This window comes from Streptomyces sp. NPDC001156, from assembly GCF_053598275.1.
In genome coordinates this window covers 47155-64159 of record NZ_JBSFJX010000024.1, presented here as the reverse complement: position 1 = coordinate 64159, position 17005 = coordinate 47155, and the positions used below count along the sequence as shown (strand labels likewise).

Genomic DNA, 17005 nt, shown 5'->3' with positions numbered 1-17005 from the left:
GTGGCACAAGGAGGAGGCATCGGTGGCGGGCGAGTCCCCCGACAGGTCGAAGCAGCACGAGTCGTCGGCAGAACCGACGTCGGGGAGCGGGACCGCGGTTCCGGCGTCCGCCAAAGCCGGGGGAGACCCCCGGCTGGCGCTCGCCGGCGAGGCGGTGCGGGTCGACCAGGCGACAGCGGTGTTCTCCTTGCCGCGGGGCTCCGCCCGGACGGCCGTGGACGAGGCCGACCCGGCGCCCGAGGGCGACGGGGCCGACGAGGGTTCCGCCGGGCCGGGCGCGAAGGACGCGGGCTCTGCGAAGGGCTCGGCCGACGAGGGCCGTGAGCGAGCCTCGCTGGCCTCCTGGGTGCGGACCGCGGACGAGGGCAAGACGGAGGACGAGGACGAGGCCGGGTCGGAGAACACGGCCGACGATGCCTCCGAGGGCTCTTCGGACCCCGGCGCCAAGTCGGAGGCTGCCGAGGGCGGTTCCGGCGGCGCAGGGGAGACCTCCACCGCGAAGGCAGGGCCTGAGCCGGCCGAGGAGACCGGGAACGCGTCGTCCCCGAAGGCCGCGCGCAAGCCCGAGGAGGCCGCCGAGGGCGCGGACGCCGAGGACCGGGACACTGCCGGGTCCCGGTCCGGGGGCGAGGACGCCGAGGGCGAGGCCAGGACGAAGTCCGGCGACGCCTCCGGCACCGAGGAGAGTGCCGAGCCGCGAGACGAGGACGCCGAGGACGCCGAGGACGCGGCCGGGGACGAGGACTCCGGGGACGAGCCCGAGACGAAGTCCGGCGACGCCTCCCGTGCCGAGGAGAGTGCCGAGCCGGGCGACGAGGACGCCGAGGACGCGGCGGGGGCTGAGGACGCGGCCGGGGCTGAGGACGCCGAGGACGCCGAGGACGAGGCCGAGGACGCGACCCGTGACGCCGGTACCGCCTCCGGTGGTTCCGCCGCGGCCGACCCCGGGCCTGCCGCGACCGAGACCGAGGACGAGGAAGTCCCCGAGGTGGAGTCCGTGGACGCGGACCCGGACGCTGCCGGGACCGAGGGCGATGGCGGCTCCGCGGCTGAGACCGGCTCCAAGTCCGGGGCCGGGGAGGGTTCCACCGCCGACGCTCCCTTCGTGGACCAGCCCACCGCGATCTTCAAGATGCAGCGGCCCGCCGTGGACCAGCCGACGACCATGCTGAAGCTGGGTGGCGCCAAGCGGGCCGACAAGGACGCGGGTGAGGCTGAGGGCGAGTCTTCGGGCAAGGGCGAGGCGGCTGCCGCGAAGCCGGCGGTGGATCAGCCGACGACCATGCTCAAGTTGGGTGGTGCCAAGTCGGCCGACAAGCCCTCGGACAAGCCCGCAGGCGAGGCGGAGGACGAGGCGGCCGCCGGGAAGCCTGCCGTGGATCAGCCCACGACCATGCTGAAGCTGGGTGGCGCCAAGCGGGCCGACAAGGACGCGGGCAAGACCGACAAGCCCGCCCCCGCTGAGGATCAGGCCGAGCCCGCCGACTCCGAGCGCACCAGCAAGTTCGTCGCGCTGAAGCCGCTGGACGAGCCGGCGCCGGCGAAGCCGAAGCCCGCCCTCAGCCCCGCCGAGGCGACCACCGCGCTGCCCCGGGTCGGCCCCGAGCGCACCGCCCAGCAGCCGCTGCCGCCCAAGCCGCCGCTGGACCTGCTCGCCGAGCTGACCAACACCCCGCCGCCGCCGGAGACCCCGGTGCGCACCGTCCTGCGGCGGATCAAGATCTGGACGCCGCTCGTCGTCCTGCTGCTGATCATCTTTGCGATCGTGCAGGCGGTACGCCCGCTGCCCGCGGGCTCCCTCGCGCTGACCGCCGACGAGACGTACACCTTCGGCGGCGGCAAGCTCGACCTGCCCTGGCCGGGGCAGGGCCAGTCGGCGATCGAGGTCCAGGGTGTCGGCGTGATCGGCACCGAGGGCAGCCAGAGCCCGAAGCCCATCGCGAGCGTCGCCAAGATCATGACGGCCTATGTGACGCTTCAGGAGCACCCGCTCAAGGGGAACGAGGCCGGCCCGACGATCACCGCGGACCAGCAGGCCGAGGACGAGTCCAAGAACGAGGACGAGTCGACGGCGGCCATGAAGAAGGGCCAGAAGTTCAGCGAGCGGCAGATGCTTCAGATGCTGATGATCCCGTCCGGGAACAACGCCGCGCGTCTGCTGGCCCGCTGGGACTCCGACAACAAGACCTTCGTCGGCAAGATGAACGCCGCCGCCAAGAAGCTCGGCATGCCGAAGAGCACGTACACGGACCCGAGCGGTCTGGACAAGACGACCGTGAGTACCGCCGTCGACCAGATCAAGCTGGCCAAGGCGGTTATGCAGAACGAGGTGTTCCGCAGCGTCGTCGGGATGGCCAAGGCGGAGATCCCGGGCCTGGACCAGCCGATCTACAACAACAACGACCTGCTGGTGAAGCAGGTGGGAGTGATCGGCCTGAAGACCGGTTCGTCGACCCCGGCCGGCGGCAACCTCGTCTGGGCGGCCACCAAGGTGGTCGACGGCAAGACGCAGACGGTCTACGGCGCGGTCCTCAACCAGGACGCCCACACCGGCCGGGTCTGGGACAGCCTGCAGCTGGCGCTGACCAACAGCCAGAAGCTGATCGGCAAGGTCCAGCAGAGCCTGACGACCGCGATGGTCGTGAAGAAGGGCCAGGTCGTCGGGTACGTGGACGACCAGCTCGGCGGGAAGACCCCGGTGGTCGCCACGAAGAACATGACGGCCGTCGGCTGGCCGGGCCTGAAGACCGGCATCTCCATCAGTGACGGCGGCAAGGCGATCCCGCACGAGGCGAAGGCGGGCACGGTCGTCGGCGAGCTGAAGGTCGGCGACGGTTCCAGCCACGCGGTGACCATCCCGGTCGCCGTGCAGAAGGACCTCACCGAACCGGGGTACGGCGCGAAGTTCACCCGGATGGGCTGATCCTCCCTGCCGGACGTCGGTACGACGCGGCGCACCCCGCCCACGGAGCCCCCACCCGGGAGCCCGTCGGCGGGGTGCGTGCTAGCGTCGCGAGACCGGGGCAGGTCGCACCTCGCACACCTGGCCCGGGACGGACGCTCGCGGGAATCCTGATGGAACGGTGTCGGAACTCTTTCGGGTCCGGACACGGGGAGGTACGGAACCGGACCCGGGGCGGGAACAGAAGACGGGACACGGGGAGTGCCTTCAGGTGGCCACAGCGGAGCCGACACACGCCGACGACGGCGATCCGGGCCGTCCTCCGGGCGGGTCGGCGGGCCCGCGAATACCACCGGGCGCCTCCGATGCCGACGGGATGCGCCGGTCCGCCGCCCCGGCCGCGGCTGACGGCACCAGGGCGCGTTCCGCGGACACGGCCTCCGGCGACGGCCCCCGCCCTCCCGCGTCGGGCACGGCACCCGAAGACGGCCCCGAACCGCCTGCCGGCGGGACGGCGCCGGCCTCGCGGCTGTGCGCTCTGCTCGCCCGTATGAGGTCGTCCGGGCCGGCGGACCTGGCCCGCCGCCACCCCGCCCTGACGGTCACGGTGCTCGCCGGAGTGCTTCACCTCGTCTGGTTCTTCACCTTCGCGAACAGCGGAGGCGACCTCGCCGCGCAGGACGCGTGGGCGGAGTTCGTGGGCCGGCATCCGGACTCGGCGTACAACCTCGCCTGGTACGGCGGCATGCACCCGGTGTCGTACAGCGTGGTGTCGCCGTATCTGATGTCGGTCCTCGGCGTCCGTACGACGATGATGGTCGCCGGGACGATCTCGGCCGGGCTGCTGACGCTGATCCTCATCCGCAGCCGTGCGGTCCGCGAGCCGTGGTGGCCGGCCCTGGCCGGAGTGTTCGGGCTGCTCTGCAACGCCATCTCGGGGCGCGTGACGTTCGGGCTGGGCACGATGTTCGCGCTGGGCGCGACAGCGGCCGTCTTCTGCTGGCCTCACCGGTGGCGGTACAAACGCTGGGCGAAGGCACTGTGCGCCGCGGCGCTGGCCGCCCTGGCCACCATGTCGTCCCCGGTGGCCGGCCTCTTCCTCGGACTGGTCGCGGTGGCGCTGTTCCTGGAGAGGCGGCGCCCGGGAGCGTGGGCGCTGGGTCTGGCGCCCACCGTCGTGGTCGCCGTGTCGGCCTGGCTCTTCCCCTTCTCCGGCACCCAGCCCATGACGTGGGCGTCCGCGCTCCCGCCCTTCCTCTATGCGGTCCTGGTCTCCCTCCTGGTTCCGAAGGAGTGGAAGACGCTACGGATCACGTCGGCGGTGTACGGGCTCTCCGTGCTGCTGGTCTGGGTGATCAGCTCGCAGATCGGCTCCAACATCACCCGGCTCGCGATGCTGTTCGCGGGGGTGGCGCTGGTCGCGGCGCTGCCGTTCGCCGTGCCGCGCAGCCGGAAGTGGTACGCCGTCGTCCTCGCACTCGTCGGTTTCGCCGGCTGGATCGGATTCAAGACGGTCGACGACATCGTGCACACGACGCCTGCGGCGTCCTGGGCGCGCGAGCTGGCGCCGCTGGTGAACCAGCTCCAGGTGGTGGGCGCGGAGAGAGGCCGGGTGGAGGTGGTTCCGGCGCGCTCGCACCGCGAGGCGTCGGCGCTCGCCCCGTACGTGAACCTGGCGCGCGGCTGGAACCGGCAGGCCGACATGCAGCGCAACCCGCTCTTCTACGACGACACGCTCAACTCCGCGAACTACCACGCGTGGCTGCAGCGCTGGGCGGTGCACTACGTGGTGCTGCCGAAGGGGGAGCCGGACGGCGACGGCGGCGAGCGCGAGCGGGAACTCGTCCAGCGAGGCATGCCGTATCTGAAGCAGATCTGGGGCGACGCGAATTGGCAGCTGTTCGCGGTGACCGACCCCACGCCGCTGGCGGATCCGCCGGCCCTCGTCGACCGCGCGGAGCAGGGCGAGCTGACCATCGAGGTGAAGAAGGCGGCCCGGGTGCTCATCCGGGTCCCGTACTCGCCGTGGCTCGGCCTCGTCGACGCGCAGGGCAAGAGCGTCAAGCCGCCGCAGGAGACGGAGGAGTCCAAGCACCGCGCGGACGGCATGCCGAAGACGTACGACAACGTCAACGGCTGTCTGATGGAGACCGTACCGGACGCGTCCGGGGACAAGTGGACGGAGCTCGTGGCCCCACACCCGGGTACCTACCGCCTGGCGGCGCCGTACCAGCTGCCGCGGGGGACACCGTGCCCGGAGGAGCTGCGCTGAGCGAGCGCAGCTCCTCCGGCCCCGGCTCACCGCACCGGGAACGCCACGTCACACACCGCGTCCTCGGGCCCCGACGCGTCCCAGTCCGCGAAGTACACCTCCCGGCAGGGCCCCGCGTACTCCAGTCCCTGCTCCGCGATCCACGCCTCCACGGCCTCGAACGCCGCGAGGATCTGCGGATGCACCACCTGTGCCTTGGTGATGCGCGTGTACGCGAGCCGCTGTGCGGGCTCGATCCGTACCTTCGTCTCCCACGTCCGGCCCTGTGCCTCGGTCCAGGCCCGCGCGGCCTCCGGGTCCGCCACCGGCACGCAGGCCTCCGCGGGCCCGTCGCTCTCCTGCGAAACCTCCGCGTGGTAGACGACGAACGGTGCCCCGGTCGTCCCGCCGCACCCCCGCGCCGCCTCCTCCAGCCGCCCCAGCGACGCCCCGATCCACGCCGGCAGCTCGTCCACCAGCGTGTGCCGCGTCTCGGTGATCAGCGCCTGCTCGGGCACGTCCACCGTCCCGATCTCGAACTTCCCGTACATCTCGGAGCTCCTCCCCGACAGTCGTCCACGGAGGTACTCGGCAAGGGTCCGCTGTGCGGCGATCCGCACCTCCACGCCGGCCCAGTAGCCGGCGAGCATGGCGGAGGCCCGTGCACCGTCCGACTCACGTGCCGTGAGTACTTCGGCCACCTGTGCGAGCGGCATGTCGAGCCGGCGCAGCAGGGCGACCAGACGAGCGCGCTCGACCTGGTCGGCCCGGTAGTAGCGGTAGCCGCTGGCCTCGTCGACGTACGCGGGCGCCAGCAGGCAGAGCCGGTCGTACAGCCGCAGCGCCTTCGCCGACAGCCGTGCACGGGCAGCGAAGGCGCCGATGGTCAGCAGATTGTTCCTCACCTTGTCATCCTCCGTCACCGGGCGCCTCCGCCCGGTGCCGAGGACGCTCCCGCTTGCCCCAGGGGCAAGGTCAAGGAGAGGCGAGACCCGGGACGTCAGGCGATGGCCTTCTCCACCGCGGCCACGATCTCCGCCGACTCCGGCTCCGTCTGCGGCGAGAAGCGGGCGGCGATCCGGCCGTCCTTGCCGATCAGGAACTTCTCGAAGTTCCAGCGGATGTCCCCGGTGTGGCCCTCGGTGTCCGCGAAGCCCACGAGCCCGTCGTAGAGGGCGTGCCGCCCCTCCCCGTTCACCTCGATCTTCTCGGTCATCGGGAAGGTCACGCCGTACGTCGCCGAGCAGAACTCCGCGATCTCCTCGGCGCTTCCCGGCTCCTGCCCGAGGAACTGGTTGCAGGGCACCCCGAGCACGGTGAAGCCCAGCGGCGCGTACCGCTCCTGCAGGCGCTCCAGGCCCGCGTACTGCGGGGTCAGCCCGCACTTGGAGGCCACGTTCACCACGAGGACGGCCTTGCCGGCGTACTGGGACAGGTTCGCGGAGCCGCCCTGCAGGGCGCCGATCTCGATGTCGAAGAGGGGGCTGCCGGTGTTGTCTGTAGTCGTCATGGAGCGGATGCTAACTCCGCTCCATGACGACCCAGGACAACGGACCCGGCCCGGCGGATCCGGGACCGCCGGGCAGCGGGATCAGGCTCCGGTGTTCCGGCGCTCGTCCCCGGGCGCGGGTACCGCCGGTGCCGACAGACGGGGATCCGCGGGCCGCTGGACCGCGGCGGCCGTGTCCTTGCCGTGCTGTGGCTCCTCCTCGTGCCCGAGCTTGCGGGCCGCCCGGTCGAAGTACCGCAGCAGTTCCACGGGGAACGGCATCACGAGCGTCGAGTTCTTCTCCGCGGCGACCTCCACGACCGTCTGGAGGAGCCGGAGCTGCATGGCCTCCGGGGTGTCCGACATGATGCGCGACGCGTTCGCCAGCTGCTGGGCCGCCTGGAACTCGCCGTCCGCGGTGATGACCCGGGCCCGCCGCTCGCGCTCGGCCTCGGCCTGCCGGGACATGGAGCGCTTGAGGGACTCGGGGAGTTGTACGTCCTTGATCTCGACGCGGTCGATGTGGATGCCCCACCCGGCGGCCGGGCTGTCGATCATCAGAGCGAGCCCTTCGTGCAGCCGTTCACGGTCGGAGAGCAGATCGTCGAGATCGCTCTTGCCGATGATGGAGCGGAGCGACGACTGGGCGACCTGCCCGACGGCGAAGACGTAGTCCTGGACCTCGATGGCGGCCCGCACCGGGTCGGTCACCCGGAAGTACACGACGGCGTCGACCTTCACCGAGACGTTGTCCTTGGTGATGCCTTCCTGCGTGGGCACCGGCATGGTCACCACCTGCACGTTGACCTTCCGCATCCGGTCGGCGAACGGAATCAGGAACGTGACACCCGGCTGCCGGTGCTGCGGCAGCGCCTTCCCCCAGCGGAACACGACACCGCGCTCGACCTGGTTGACCACCCGCATTCCGCTGCGCAGCACGACGAGCGCAAAGACGGCGATCACCACGACCGCGACGACGGTGACTTCCATGGCACTTCACTTCCCTCACAGGGTGCCGAAGAGTGACACCCAAGTGGACATCCACGCACGGATCTTCGGATGCGGAAGCAGCGTCAGGAATTGGTCAAGAAAGCAGACGGCCGGGCTCAGGCGCCATGGCCGTCGTCGGGCGGCCCGAAGGTCGCGGTCGCGGTGAGGGCCGCCCTCGTCTTCCTCGGCGCTCTCACCAGCCCCGTGTTCCTACGAGGGGCCGGGTTGCGTGCGCGGGGACGGCACGCGGCACGGGGCGCCGGGCGGGAGGGCGGGTACCGGGACGGTTTTCGCCGTCCGGCCGGGCGACGACTGGACGCACATGCCGCCGGTCGCGTTCGCCGGGCCGAGGGATTGCCCGGTATGGGCGTTGACGTGCGGGGATGTGCCGCTGGTGGCCCGGGCGCTCGACGGGAGGGCGATCGTCAGCACTCCGGCCACACCGACAGCGGCAACAGCCGTGGTTAGGCGCTTCATTGGAGATCTCCTTCAAGGCGTACGGGAGGATTCGTCCTCAAACGGTTACGCGCCGAAGCGTCCGCCCCCGGGCAACACTCCCGACTGGGCCCACCGAAGCCACCGGACGGACTATCAGATAAGCGGCCACGCGACCGACTTCAGCCGCCCCCCGATGCCCGCCGCCGGGCCCCGGATCCGGCAGTGACATTTGAGAACTCCGCGGCGCAGGGTGTATGGGGCACCTTCTGTGACAGCCGTGTGCCCCCGAGCAGCAGCCGTCAGAACGAGGGGGAATCCGGCGTGGCCCACGGGCGCCACGTCAGCGGCCCCCCGCGTTCATCGTGTGGCCTGGAGCCACATTTCCTGAGGGTGGGGCATGAGAAGAGAGCACAGCGGCAGACGCGCGCGTCCTGCCGGGTTGAGAACGCGTGCCTGGGTGGCGGTGGGCGCGGTCGTCGCCGGAGGCACCGTGGCGGCGGTGGCCGTCGCGCTGACCGGGCCGGGCGGTGGCGCCGCAGCGTCGGCCGTGCAGGCACCGATCAGGACGCATGTGCACTCGCTCTCGCTGACCGGGACCGACGCGTCGCTCAAGACGCTGCAGGCCAGGTCCACAGCCCCGTTCAGCATGGTGGGCGTCACCTGGACCGGTGCCCACGCCAAACTGCGCGGCACGGTGGAGGTGCGGACCCGTTCCAGCGCCGACGGCCGGTGGACGCGGTGGCTGGAGATGCAGCAGCCGGACGACATCCCCGACGCCGCCGAACTGAACCGCCCCGGCGTGCGCGGCGGGATGTCCCCGCTGTGGTCCGGGCCGTCCGACGGCATCCAGGTCCGCGCGAGCGGCGCGCACAGGACGACCGCGCTGCCCGCCGGGCTGCGGGTGGACCTGATCGACCCGGGCAAGGCCTCCAGCAGTGGCGGGAGCGGCACGGGCGCCGGGATGGACCCGGCGGGCTACGCCGTGGACGCGACGGCCGGTGACTCCGCCACTCCGACGGACGACGCCACCGGCACGCCGACGGACACCGGCTCCCCGACCGACAGCGCCACCGGCAGCCCGAGCGCACCGGACACCACGACTCCGTCGGACTCCGCGTCCCCCTCGGTCACGACCGGCAGCCCGACGGCGACGGGCTCCGCTTCGCCGTCCACCACGACCTCCGCCCCCGTCTCCACCTCGCCCAGCGCGACGGCCACTTCATGGCCGAGCCAGCTCCCGACGCTCGCCCAGGCGTACCCGTCCTGCCCGGCAGGCCCCTCCGCCTCGGCGTCGCCGGCGCCCGACCCGATGCCAGCCGCGACCACCTCGAAGGTCGCCCCGCCGACGGTGGTCAGCAGGGCGGGCTGGGGTGCCGACGAGTGCGCCCGGGAGACGGGCTACCCGACGTACGGCTCGGCGGTGAAGGTGATGTTCGTCCACCACACCGACACCCCCAACGACTACTCCTGCTCGGACTCGCCGTCGATCGTGCGCAGTCTGTACGCCGCGCACCTCAGCCAGGGCTGGCGGGACCTCGGTTACAACTTCCTGGTCGACAAGTGCGGGACCATCTTCGAGGGCCGCTTCGGCGGGCAGGCGCTGCCCGTCGTCGGCGCCCAGACGTACGGGTTCAATACCAACAGCATGGGTGTGGCCGCCATCGGCACCTACACCGACCTCAGCGGAGGCGACTCAAATGAGACCACCTACACCGGAGCCGCGCCGAGCACGGCGATGCTGGCCTCCATCGCCCGGATCGCGGCCTGGAAGTTCGGCATGACCGGCGTGGACCCGGCCACCGGTACCGCCTCACTGCCCGAGGGTTCCGCGGACAGTTCCGGCTTCACTCTGGGCAACACCTACGGGTTCTCCGTGATCTCCGGGCACCGCGACGGCTTCGCCACCGACTGCCCCGGCAACCAGCTCTACCGCGCCCTGTCCACGATCCGCTCCTACGCGGCCGGTCCGGTCAGTGCCGTCACTGTCACCGGGATCTCCGGCGGAGCGGTCAAGTCCGGGACGAAGTACTACACCAAGAGCGCGGCCACGGTCAGCTGGACGACCTCCACACCGTCCGTGCTGATCTCGGGGTTCGACGTCCTGGTCGACGGCAAGGCCGTGGCGCACACCTCCGGCTCCGCCCGTTCCGCCACGTTCCCGGTCGCCTCCGGCAGTCACAGCGTCCAGGTACGGGCCACCCACGTCCGTGGATCGACCACGACGTCCGGCGCGGTGTCCCTGGTCGGTGACACCACCGCCCCCACCTTCCCGACCGCTCCCGCCGTGACCGTGCGCACCGGCACGGTCAACTCCACCGCGGTCCCGGTCACGGTGACCTGGAAGGCCGCGGACAGCGCCGCGCTGGCCAAGGTCGTGGCGACCTCGCCCTCGGCGGCCACCTTCGGCCCGACGGTGACCTCCTGGGCGACCAGCGCCAAGCCCGCCGCCTCCGACCTGTTCGCGCTCAAGGCGTACGACGCGGCCGGCAACACCGCCGGCGCCTCCGTCACCCGCAAGCCGAGCATCATCCAGGAGACCTCCACCACGAGGACCGGCACCTGGACCCGTAAGAGCAGCAGCAGCTACCTGGGCGGATACTCCTACAGCTCCTCCTCCGCAAAGGCCTCGATCAGCTGGACCTTCACCGGGCGCTCGGTGGCCTGGATCGTCTCGCGGGCCTCCACCTCCGGCCAGGCGTACGTCTACGTCGACGGCACCAAGGCCGCCACCGTGGATCTCAAGTCCTCCACCACCCAGTACCGGCAGGCGATCTGGACCAAGAGCTGGCCCAGCTCCGGCAAGCACACCGTGAAGATCGTCGTGGTCGGCACCTCGGGCCGCCCCGCCATCACGACGGACGGCATCGCGATCATCGGCTGACCGGCTGACCGGCTGACCGGCTGACCGGCTGACCGGCTGACCGGCTGACCGGCTGACCGGCTGACCGGCTGAAGACGGTGAGGGCCAACTCGTGCGGCAGACGCCCCGAGTTGGCCCTTTCGTCGTGCCGGTGCCGGCGACACCGCCGCCGGTGCCGGCGACACCGCCGCCGGTGCCGGCGACACCGCCGCCGCTGCCGGCGGTCTGTGCCTGCTTCTCGCCGACGGCTGTTTCTCGCGGCCCCATTACCGGGGCGGCAGGAGGAATCTTGACGGCGTATTGATGCCGCGGCCCGTTGATTCTGTGTGCCGCGCGGCGTTGGATCTTCTGTGCCCGTGCGGGGGTGCGGGCGTGGGGGGCGGGGCGATGGCTGAGGGGGAGTGCCCGGGCGGTTCGGCGCCCGGGGGCCGGTGTTCCGCGTATCGGCGGACCGGATGTGAAGCCGGGGCGTTTTTGTCCCACAGCGCCTCCGCGGGATCTCGGCCTTGGGCCGCAGTGCCTCTCCCCTGCTGCGAGGGATCGCAGGCGGCCACATGTGCCCGCCGCTGCACGCCGGCGTCCTCGGACCACGGAGCCGGGCCTTCGACCGGCCGTGGCACTCCGGCGCCCGCGGAGGCCGGGCGGGGACGCCCGGAACACCGCCGGTCGGCTCTGTGTGCCGAGCGTCGTCGCTCGTCCGGCCTGCCGAGCAGGGGCTCCCCGCTCGACGCGCTGTCCCGCCGCCGGCCGAAGCCGTCCACCACCCTTGCCGCCCGGCTGTTGAAAGGATTCCGCGCATGACGTCCGGCTCGGAAGTGACCTACCGTCCCCGCAGCAGAGGAGTCCTGTGGTCCTGCGTCGCGCTCGGGGCGGCCGGGGCGGCTCTGGCCGTGGCGGGCAGTGCGCGCTGGGGCGAGATCCCGCATGTGTGGGTGTACATCGGGCTGTCCGTTGCGGTCGTGGGCATCGTGTCGCTCTTCGCGGTCACCGCCCGGGTCGACGCCGACACGTACGGCCTGCGCTTCCGAACGCTGCTGCACCGACGGAGCGTTCCCTGGCGTGACATCGCCGATTTCCGCGTACGCGTGTACAAGAACAGCGGCAGCGCCCGGGAGACCCGCGGCGTCATCCTGGTGCTCCGGGACGGGCACAAGCGGCTCCTTCCGCTGCCGCGCAGCTCGTCGCCCGACGACCAGGACTTCGACGCACGGGTGGAGGCGCTCCGCGCGCTGCACCGCCGCTACGGAACCCCGGAGTCGGGCCACCTCGTGGTCGTCTCGAGCCGCACCGCCGGGCGCGGCTGGGTGGGTTCGCTGAGCCTGTGCGCGCTGCTGCTCGCCGGCGCGGGCGTGTCCGCGTGGTTCGCGCCGGCCGCCGCGTCGTACCAGCACGAGTGGAGGTCCGCCACCCCCTGCACCGCCGCGACGCCCGCGGCGCAGCGCAGCGAGTGCCTGACGACCATTCCGGCCAGGATCGCCCGGACCGAGGCCCACCGCCCCAAGAAGTACAGCTGGCTGTACTTCACCGACGGCAGGCCGCTGGAGCGTCTGGAGGTCTCCTACGAGGCGGCCCAGGACTTCCAGGCCGGAGACGCCGTCGAACTGACCGTCTGGCGCCGCCATGTGATGAAGGTCGCCGGAGCGGGCCACGTGTGGAACAAGCATGTCCCTGCCCCCGGGGACATGTCCGTCCTCGCCGCCGTGCTGGCCCTCGCCGCGGGCTGCCCAGCAGCCCTGGTGCTGCTGCGCCTGCGCGGGCGCCGACTGCCCGACGACGAGGTCCTTCCGTCGGCCCTCCCGTTCGCGGGCGCCCTCGCCGGTACCGCCCTGTGGCTGCTGCCCCTGTGCTACCTCCACCCCACGACGTTGCTCTCCTCGCACGTGGCGATCGGCTGGGAGGCCGCCGGCTCACTGGTCTCACTGGCCCTCTTCGTGTGGGCCTGGCGAGCCACCCGGATCCGTGCGCCCGAGGCGGTCACGGCGGCCGCCCGGCCCGTCAAGGAAGACCACGAGGTGTTCCTGGCCGCGCGCTTCCTGGAGCACACCGACTACAACCCGCACGGCTTCGGCACCCACATAGTCCTCGGTGACGGCTCCCCCGCGGTGATCCCCCACTCCGGTCCGGGCCGGTTCGCGGCGAAGCGGATTCCGGTGGAGCGGCTCACCGTCAAGAACGTGCGACGCGCCCGCGGCAGCGAGGGCGACATCGTCCCCAGCAGCTGGCACATCGCCGAACTCGACGACGCGGGCCAGCCGGTTCGCCTCGCGGCCGCTCCAGCAGACCTGACCCGCATCATCCGCGAGCTGCGCCCTGCGGCGGCTCAGTGAACAGCGCGGCGCGAGCGATGACGGCTGCGGCACCGCGACGGGCCCGCGACGGCCTGCGTGAGCGTCTCCCCGCAGCGATCGACGAACTCGGGACCTTCGCAGTCATCCAGGGGACGGACCTCCGCCGAGTCTGTCCGCTGCATCTGACTTCTCGTCACTTAATCTGTCGCCGTCACACAGCGATGGGTGAGGTGGGCAACGTGAACGAGACACCGGGAAGACCGCGGCGCCACCTCGTGCTCGGTGGAGCACTGATCGCCGTGCTCGTCGTGCAGTCGGCTTCGCTCGTCGCCCAGCAGATGCAGATCGACGATCTTCACGCACGGCACATGAGGCGCGGCCCCTCCGGTCCGCCCGGCCCCTCCGGTCCGCCCGGCCCCTCCGGTCCCGAAGGCCCCCGCGGGCTGGAAGGCAAGGACGGGAAGGACGGGAAGGACGGGAGGGAAGGGAGAGACGGCAGGGAAGGTCAGGACGGCCAGGACGGCCGGGAAGGCAGGGACGGTACGGGCGGCAAGGATGGTACGAACGGCAAGGATGGCACGAACGGCATGAACGGCATGAACGCCACCGCCAAACCGTCGCTGAGCGAGTCCGGCCGCCACAGCAGGGGCTCGAACAGGGCCCTCCCGGCCGACCCCTTCAGCCCGGGCGAGGCGACGTCCGACCGTTGCGTGACCGAACAGGGATACGCGCAGCCGCAGACGGCGACGCCCGATGGACCGCAGGACCAGCGCGACTGCCCACCTGGTGGGTCGGCACCGCGCCCGGAGCGGGGAGCCGAGCCGGAGCCGCCCGGTTTATGAGTGCCCTGCCGGACCTCCGGTGAAGGTCACCGGCAGGGGCGCGCCCGGTGGCCTTCAGCACTCTCGCGGCCCGGGTGTCATCGGTAGTCCTCCGGGTGGCCCTGCATCCATGAGTTGATCTTGTCGCGCGTTCCGGTGAGCAGGTTCCGGTGCTTCTTGAGGTTCGCGAAGGAGGTGTCGTCGCCCAGTTCGGCCCGCAGTCTCGCGATCCATGCGAGGGGTTTCGCGAAGTGTCCGGCACCCTGGGGGTCCGCTTTCATCGCCTCGTCGAGGCTGCTGAGTTCGTCGCGCACGCGGCCCAGGAAGTACTCGCAGTTGCCCGGGGTCGTGCATCCGTCGTTGTAGGTGGCCTGAAGCCGGGCGAACACATCGCGGACCTTCTCGACGCCCGGAGACGGTTCGCCCGTGCTCTCGGGGGTCGGCTCCTCGGCCGCGGCGGCCGATGCCGTGCTGCGGACACCGGGGCCGGGCGTCTGCCCGTCGCTCGACGTTCCGGCCGGGCTGCCCGAACAGGAGAGCAGGAACGAGGCCAGGGTCACGACGAGTATGGATGCACCGAAGGTGTGCCGTGCGCGCATGTCGATCATGCCCGTACGACTCCTCAGCGGGCGCAAAAGTTGTGTCCCGCATCAACAGCGGCCGGTCGCGGCGCGAGTCGGCGCGGGTTCAAGTCGCGTACCCACCAAGGCTGTCGTGAGGTCAGGGCCGGTGACCCGGCCCTTTCCCGGGCTGCGTGCGGGAACGCGTCACTCGCCGACCGGACCGATGAACGTCCCCGGGTGGGTCGCGCCGTCCTGCTTCAGGACGGCGTCGAACCGCCAGGGCAGGTCGTAGGAGGTGCGCTGGTTCGGTGCGGTGATGACCACCGTGGTCGGACTGAACGCGCCGGAGTCACCGCTGTGCGAGACCAGATAGGTGATGGTGAAGTGGGCGGACGCCCCACTCGCCACAGTGACCTTGTGCGGGGCGGTGCCCTCGCGCATCAGCGACCACTGCTCACCGCTGTTGACCAGGTCGACGCCCGGGAAGCCGTACATCGAGCAGGCGTGCCCGCTCTTGTTGGTGAGCGCCACGGTGGCCTGCATCTGGCCGCTGCCCCCGGAAGAGGCGGTCTTGGTGCCCGCCCAGGCGTAGCCGAGCTGCGAGGCCTGGCAGGCGGGTACCGAGCCACTGGCCGCCGTGCCCGTGCCGGTGGCGCCGCCCTTGCTCCCCGTGGAGCCGGCCGAACCGGTGGAGGCCGCCGGCGGTGCGGAGGCGGTGCCGCCTCCCGTGGTGGCGTCCGTGGTGGCGGAGTCGCCGGGTGCGGGGGCGGCGTTGCCGGAGACGGCCTTCGGCGCGGTGCCGTCGCCGTTGCAGGCGGTGAGCAGGGCCATCAGGGCGGCGGCGCCCGTCAGGGCCACGGCGCTCTTGCGGAGGCGACGGTTCGCGCGACGGTTCGACATGGGGTCCCCCAGGGGTTCGTGGTCCGGTCTTCGGTCCGGCTTTTTTTGCCGGACACCTCATGTGATGTGGCCCTCTGCGGGGAAGTTCGAAGATCGCTGTCACGGGCCCGTCGCGGGTGTGTCACGTCTGTCACGAGGAGTGTCACGAGCCCGTGACACGTGGTCAGGCCCGCGCCTCGGGCGGCGGGCAGCAGCACTGGACACGTGAGCAAGCCGCGCAGTCGGCGGGTCCGGACGCGGGACGAGATGCTCGTCCCGCGTGTTCCGTCCTCCCGTCAGATGACGGTCACCGTGAGGACCGTGGTGTAGGGACCGGGTGTCGTGGAGGTCGGGGCGTCGAGGTCGAGCGTCGCCCCGAGACCCGTGGTTCCGGGGCCGATCCCGGTGGCCAGGGTCCGGGGGTCCTTCAACCCACCGCCGTTGCCGGGGACGAGCGGGGCGCCTGCCGTGACGGTCCGGACATTGCCGCGGTCGACGACGGCGGGGGTCCAGGTCAGACTGGCCGCGTCGATGGTGCCGCCGGCGGAATCCGTGAAGTCGCCGACCTCGCCGGAGGCCGTCCAGCCGACGTTGCCGGGGCGGGTGTCGGTGACGGTGATGGGGTTCATCCGCCCCCAGGTGTGGAGGTACGCGCCTGACGGGTCGAGCACCGGACTCGGCAGCACGATGTGCTCGTCGCCCGCGATCGAGATCGCCAGCGCCCCGGGCTCGAGCGTTGTCCTGATCGACTCCGTCCAGTCTCCCGGGATGTCGCACGACGGGCTGCCCACCCGGTCGCACTCCTGCGGCTGCGGAACGTCCTGGAGCTCAGCGGCGGACGAGGCGACGCAGCCCGACGTGTCGACCTCGCTGAGCGAGGAACCGGGAATGCGGGACATGACGTCGAGGCCGCTTCGGACCGGATCGGGCGGCAGCGGTGCGTAGCCCAGGCCGCTCTGTGAACCCTGGTGGCACAGCGCGTAGGAGGCGAACGAGCTGAGCGTCTGTCCCTCCGCCGTGGTGAATCTGCTGCCCGTCGTGGTCGGGACGATCAGATAGTTGACGAGCGGAAGTGGATAGGTCCGCGGATCCGGATTGCTGTAGGCAGCGCTGAGACCGACGAGGCCGGACGAGTCGGACGGGGCCGTGGAGAGCCCGATCGCCACGGCGCCGGCGCTGGGGGCTGCGTAATATCCCGCGCGATGCAGCAGTTTGGCGGTCGGGCCCTGGGCCCATGTCGAGCCGGCGCCCGTAACCGGCGCTCCGGCCGCGTGGGCGGGGGAGGCACCGCCCATGGCGATGAGGAACACCGCTGTCGCCGTGGCAGCGGCGCCCCTGGACCAGCGCCGAAGCCGTGCCTGTGGGGAGTTCCCCCGTAGTGCCGGCACGCGCGATCGCGTCATCGTCCCCCCTTGTGGTGAAGCACGATGCCCGTGCCCGTACTGCGTCGAGGGCCACCCCGTGGACCTCGATCGCATCGCGCAAGGGTGCACTCGTCGCTGCAATCGAGGACGAAGGAAAGGT

The 17005-nt window shown here is 71.6% G+C and carries 12 protein-coding genes; 5 read left to right on the top strand and 7 right to left on the bottom strand.

Annotated features, from left to right (window positions below; translation table 11 throughout):
* Positions 1-22 precede the first annotated feature (22 nt).
* Both ACWDA7_RS15260 and ACWDA7_RS15255 read left to right on the top strand, forming a co-directional pair.
* Positions 23-2923 carry a D-alanyl-D-alanine carboxypeptidase gene (locus ACWDA7_RS15260; protein ID WP_450604676.1) on the top strand — a complete coding sequence of 967 codons (2901 nt, stop codon included), beginning with the start codon at positions 23-25 and terminating at the stop codon, positions 2921-2923.
* Positions 2924-3173: 250 nt separating this feature from the next.
* Positions 3174-5174 (top strand): MFS transporter, encoded by a 2001-nt coding sequence (locus tag ACWDA7_RS15255; protein WP_450604674.1) that lies wholly within the window; start codon positions 3174-3176, stop codon positions 5172-5174.
* A gap of 26 nt (positions 5175-5200) precedes the next feature.
* Here the strand turns inward: ACWDA7_RS15255 and ACWDA7_RS15250 are convergent, their stop codons facing one another.
* The 4 genes from ACWDA7_RS15250 to ACWDA7_RS15235 all read right to left on the bottom strand — a co-directional run bounded on the left by ACWDA7_RS15250 (position 5201) and on the right by ACWDA7_RS15235 (position 8109).
* The gene (locus tag ACWDA7_RS15250; protein ID WP_450604672.1) at positions 5201-6076 is read right to left on the bottom strand and encodes a MerR family transcriptional regulator; all 876 of its coding nucleotides are present in this window, start codon (positions 6074-6076) and stop codon (positions 5201-5203) included.
* A gap of 77 nt (positions 6077-6153) precedes the next feature.
* Positions 6154-6663 (bottom strand): glutathione peroxidase, encoded by a 510-nt coding sequence (locus ACWDA7_RS15245; protein ID WP_450604670.1) that lies wholly within the window; start codon positions 6661-6663, stop codon positions 6154-6156.
* A gap of 81 nt (positions 6664-6744) precedes the next feature.
* A complete protein-coding gene (locus ACWDA7_RS15240) occupies positions 6745-7632 on the bottom strand; it encodes a slipin family protein (protein ID WP_450604669.1) in 888 nt (295 codons plus the stop codon).
* A gap of 210 nt (positions 7633-7842) precedes the next feature.
* Positions 7843-8109 carry a hypothetical protein gene (locus ACWDA7_RS15235; RefSeq protein ID WP_450604667.1) on the bottom strand — a complete coding sequence of 89 codons (267 nt, stop codon included), beginning with the start codon at positions 8107-8109 and terminating at the stop codon, positions 7843-7845.
* Positions 8110-8509: 400 nt separating this feature from the next.
* Here ACWDA7_RS15235 and ACWDA7_RS15230 point away from each other — a divergent pair, with 400 nt between their 5' ends.
* The 3 genes from ACWDA7_RS15230 (at position 8510) to ACWDA7_RS15220 (ending at position 14060) form a co-directional block, all read left to right on the top strand.
* A complete protein-coding gene (locus ACWDA7_RS15230; protein WP_450604665.1) occupies positions 8510-10951 on the top strand; it encodes an N-acetylmuramoyl-L-alanine amidase in 2442 nt (813 codons plus the stop codon).
* A gap of 776 nt (positions 10952-11727) precedes the next feature.
* Entirely contained in the window at positions 11728-13257 is a 1530-nt protein-coding gene (locus tag ACWDA7_RS15225; protein WP_450604663.1) for a PH domain-containing protein, read from the top strand.
* 200 nt (positions 13258-13457) lie between these two features.
* Positions 13458-14060, top strand: a complete 603-nt coding sequence (locus tag ACWDA7_RS15220) for a hypothetical protein (protein ID WP_450604661.1) — start codon at positions 13458-13460, stop codon at positions 14058-14060.
* Between the two features lie 77 nt (positions 14061-14137).
* Here ACWDA7_RS15220 and ACWDA7_RS15215 read toward each other — a convergent pair whose 3' ends face one another.
* From ACWDA7_RS15215 to ACWDA7_RS15205, 3 genes are all read right to left on the bottom strand, one after another.
* Complete coding sequence (locus tag ACWDA7_RS15215; RefSeq protein ID WP_450604659.1) at positions 14138-14647, bottom strand: hypothetical protein; 510 nt, start codon at positions 14645-14647, stop codon at positions 14138-14140.
* 159 nt (positions 14648-14806) lie between these two features.
* Complete coding sequence (locus ACWDA7_RS15210) at positions 14807-15502, bottom strand: DUF4232 domain-containing protein (RefSeq protein WP_450604657.1); 696 nt, start codon at positions 15500-15502, stop codon at positions 14807-14809.
* 275 nt (positions 15503-15777) lie between these two features.
* Positions 15778-16884 (bottom strand): hypothetical protein, encoded by a 1107-nt coding sequence (locus ACWDA7_RS15205; RefSeq protein WP_450604655.1) that lies wholly within the window; start codon positions 16882-16884, stop codon positions 15778-15780.
* Positions 16885-17005: the final 121 nt, after the last annotated feature.

Excerpts from the sequence above, each read along its gene's own strand:
- ACWDA7_RS15245 (WP_450604670.1), bottom strand. The coding sequence starts at position 6,663 with ATGACGACTACAGACAACACCGGCAGCCCCCTCTTCGACATCGAGATC.
- ACWDA7_RS15240 (WP_450604669.1), bottom strand. The coding sequence starts at position 7,632 with ATGGAAGTCACCGTCGTCGCGGTCGTGGTGATCGCCGTCTTTGCGCTC.
- ACWDA7_RS15235 (WP_450604667.1), bottom strand. The coding sequence starts at position 8,109 with ATGAAGCGCCTAACCACGGCTGTTGCCGCTGTCGGTGTGGCCGGAGTG.
- ACWDA7_RS15225 (WP_450604663.1), top strand. The coding sequence starts at position 11,728 with ATGACGTCCGGCTCGGAAGTGACCTACCGTCCCCGCAGCAGAGGAGTC.
- ACWDA7_RS15215 (WP_450604659.1), bottom strand. The coding sequence starts at position 14,647 with ATGATCGACATGCGCGCACGGCACACCTTCGGTGCATCCATACTCGTC.
- ACWDA7_RS15210 (WP_450604657.1), bottom strand. The coding sequence starts at position 15,502 with ATGTCGAACCGTCGCGCGAACCGTCGCCTCCGCAAGAGCGCCGTGGCC.
- ACWDA7_RS15205 (WP_450604655.1), bottom strand. The coding sequence starts at position 16,884 with ATGACGCGATCGCGCGTGCCGGCACTACGGGGGAACTCCCCACAGGCA.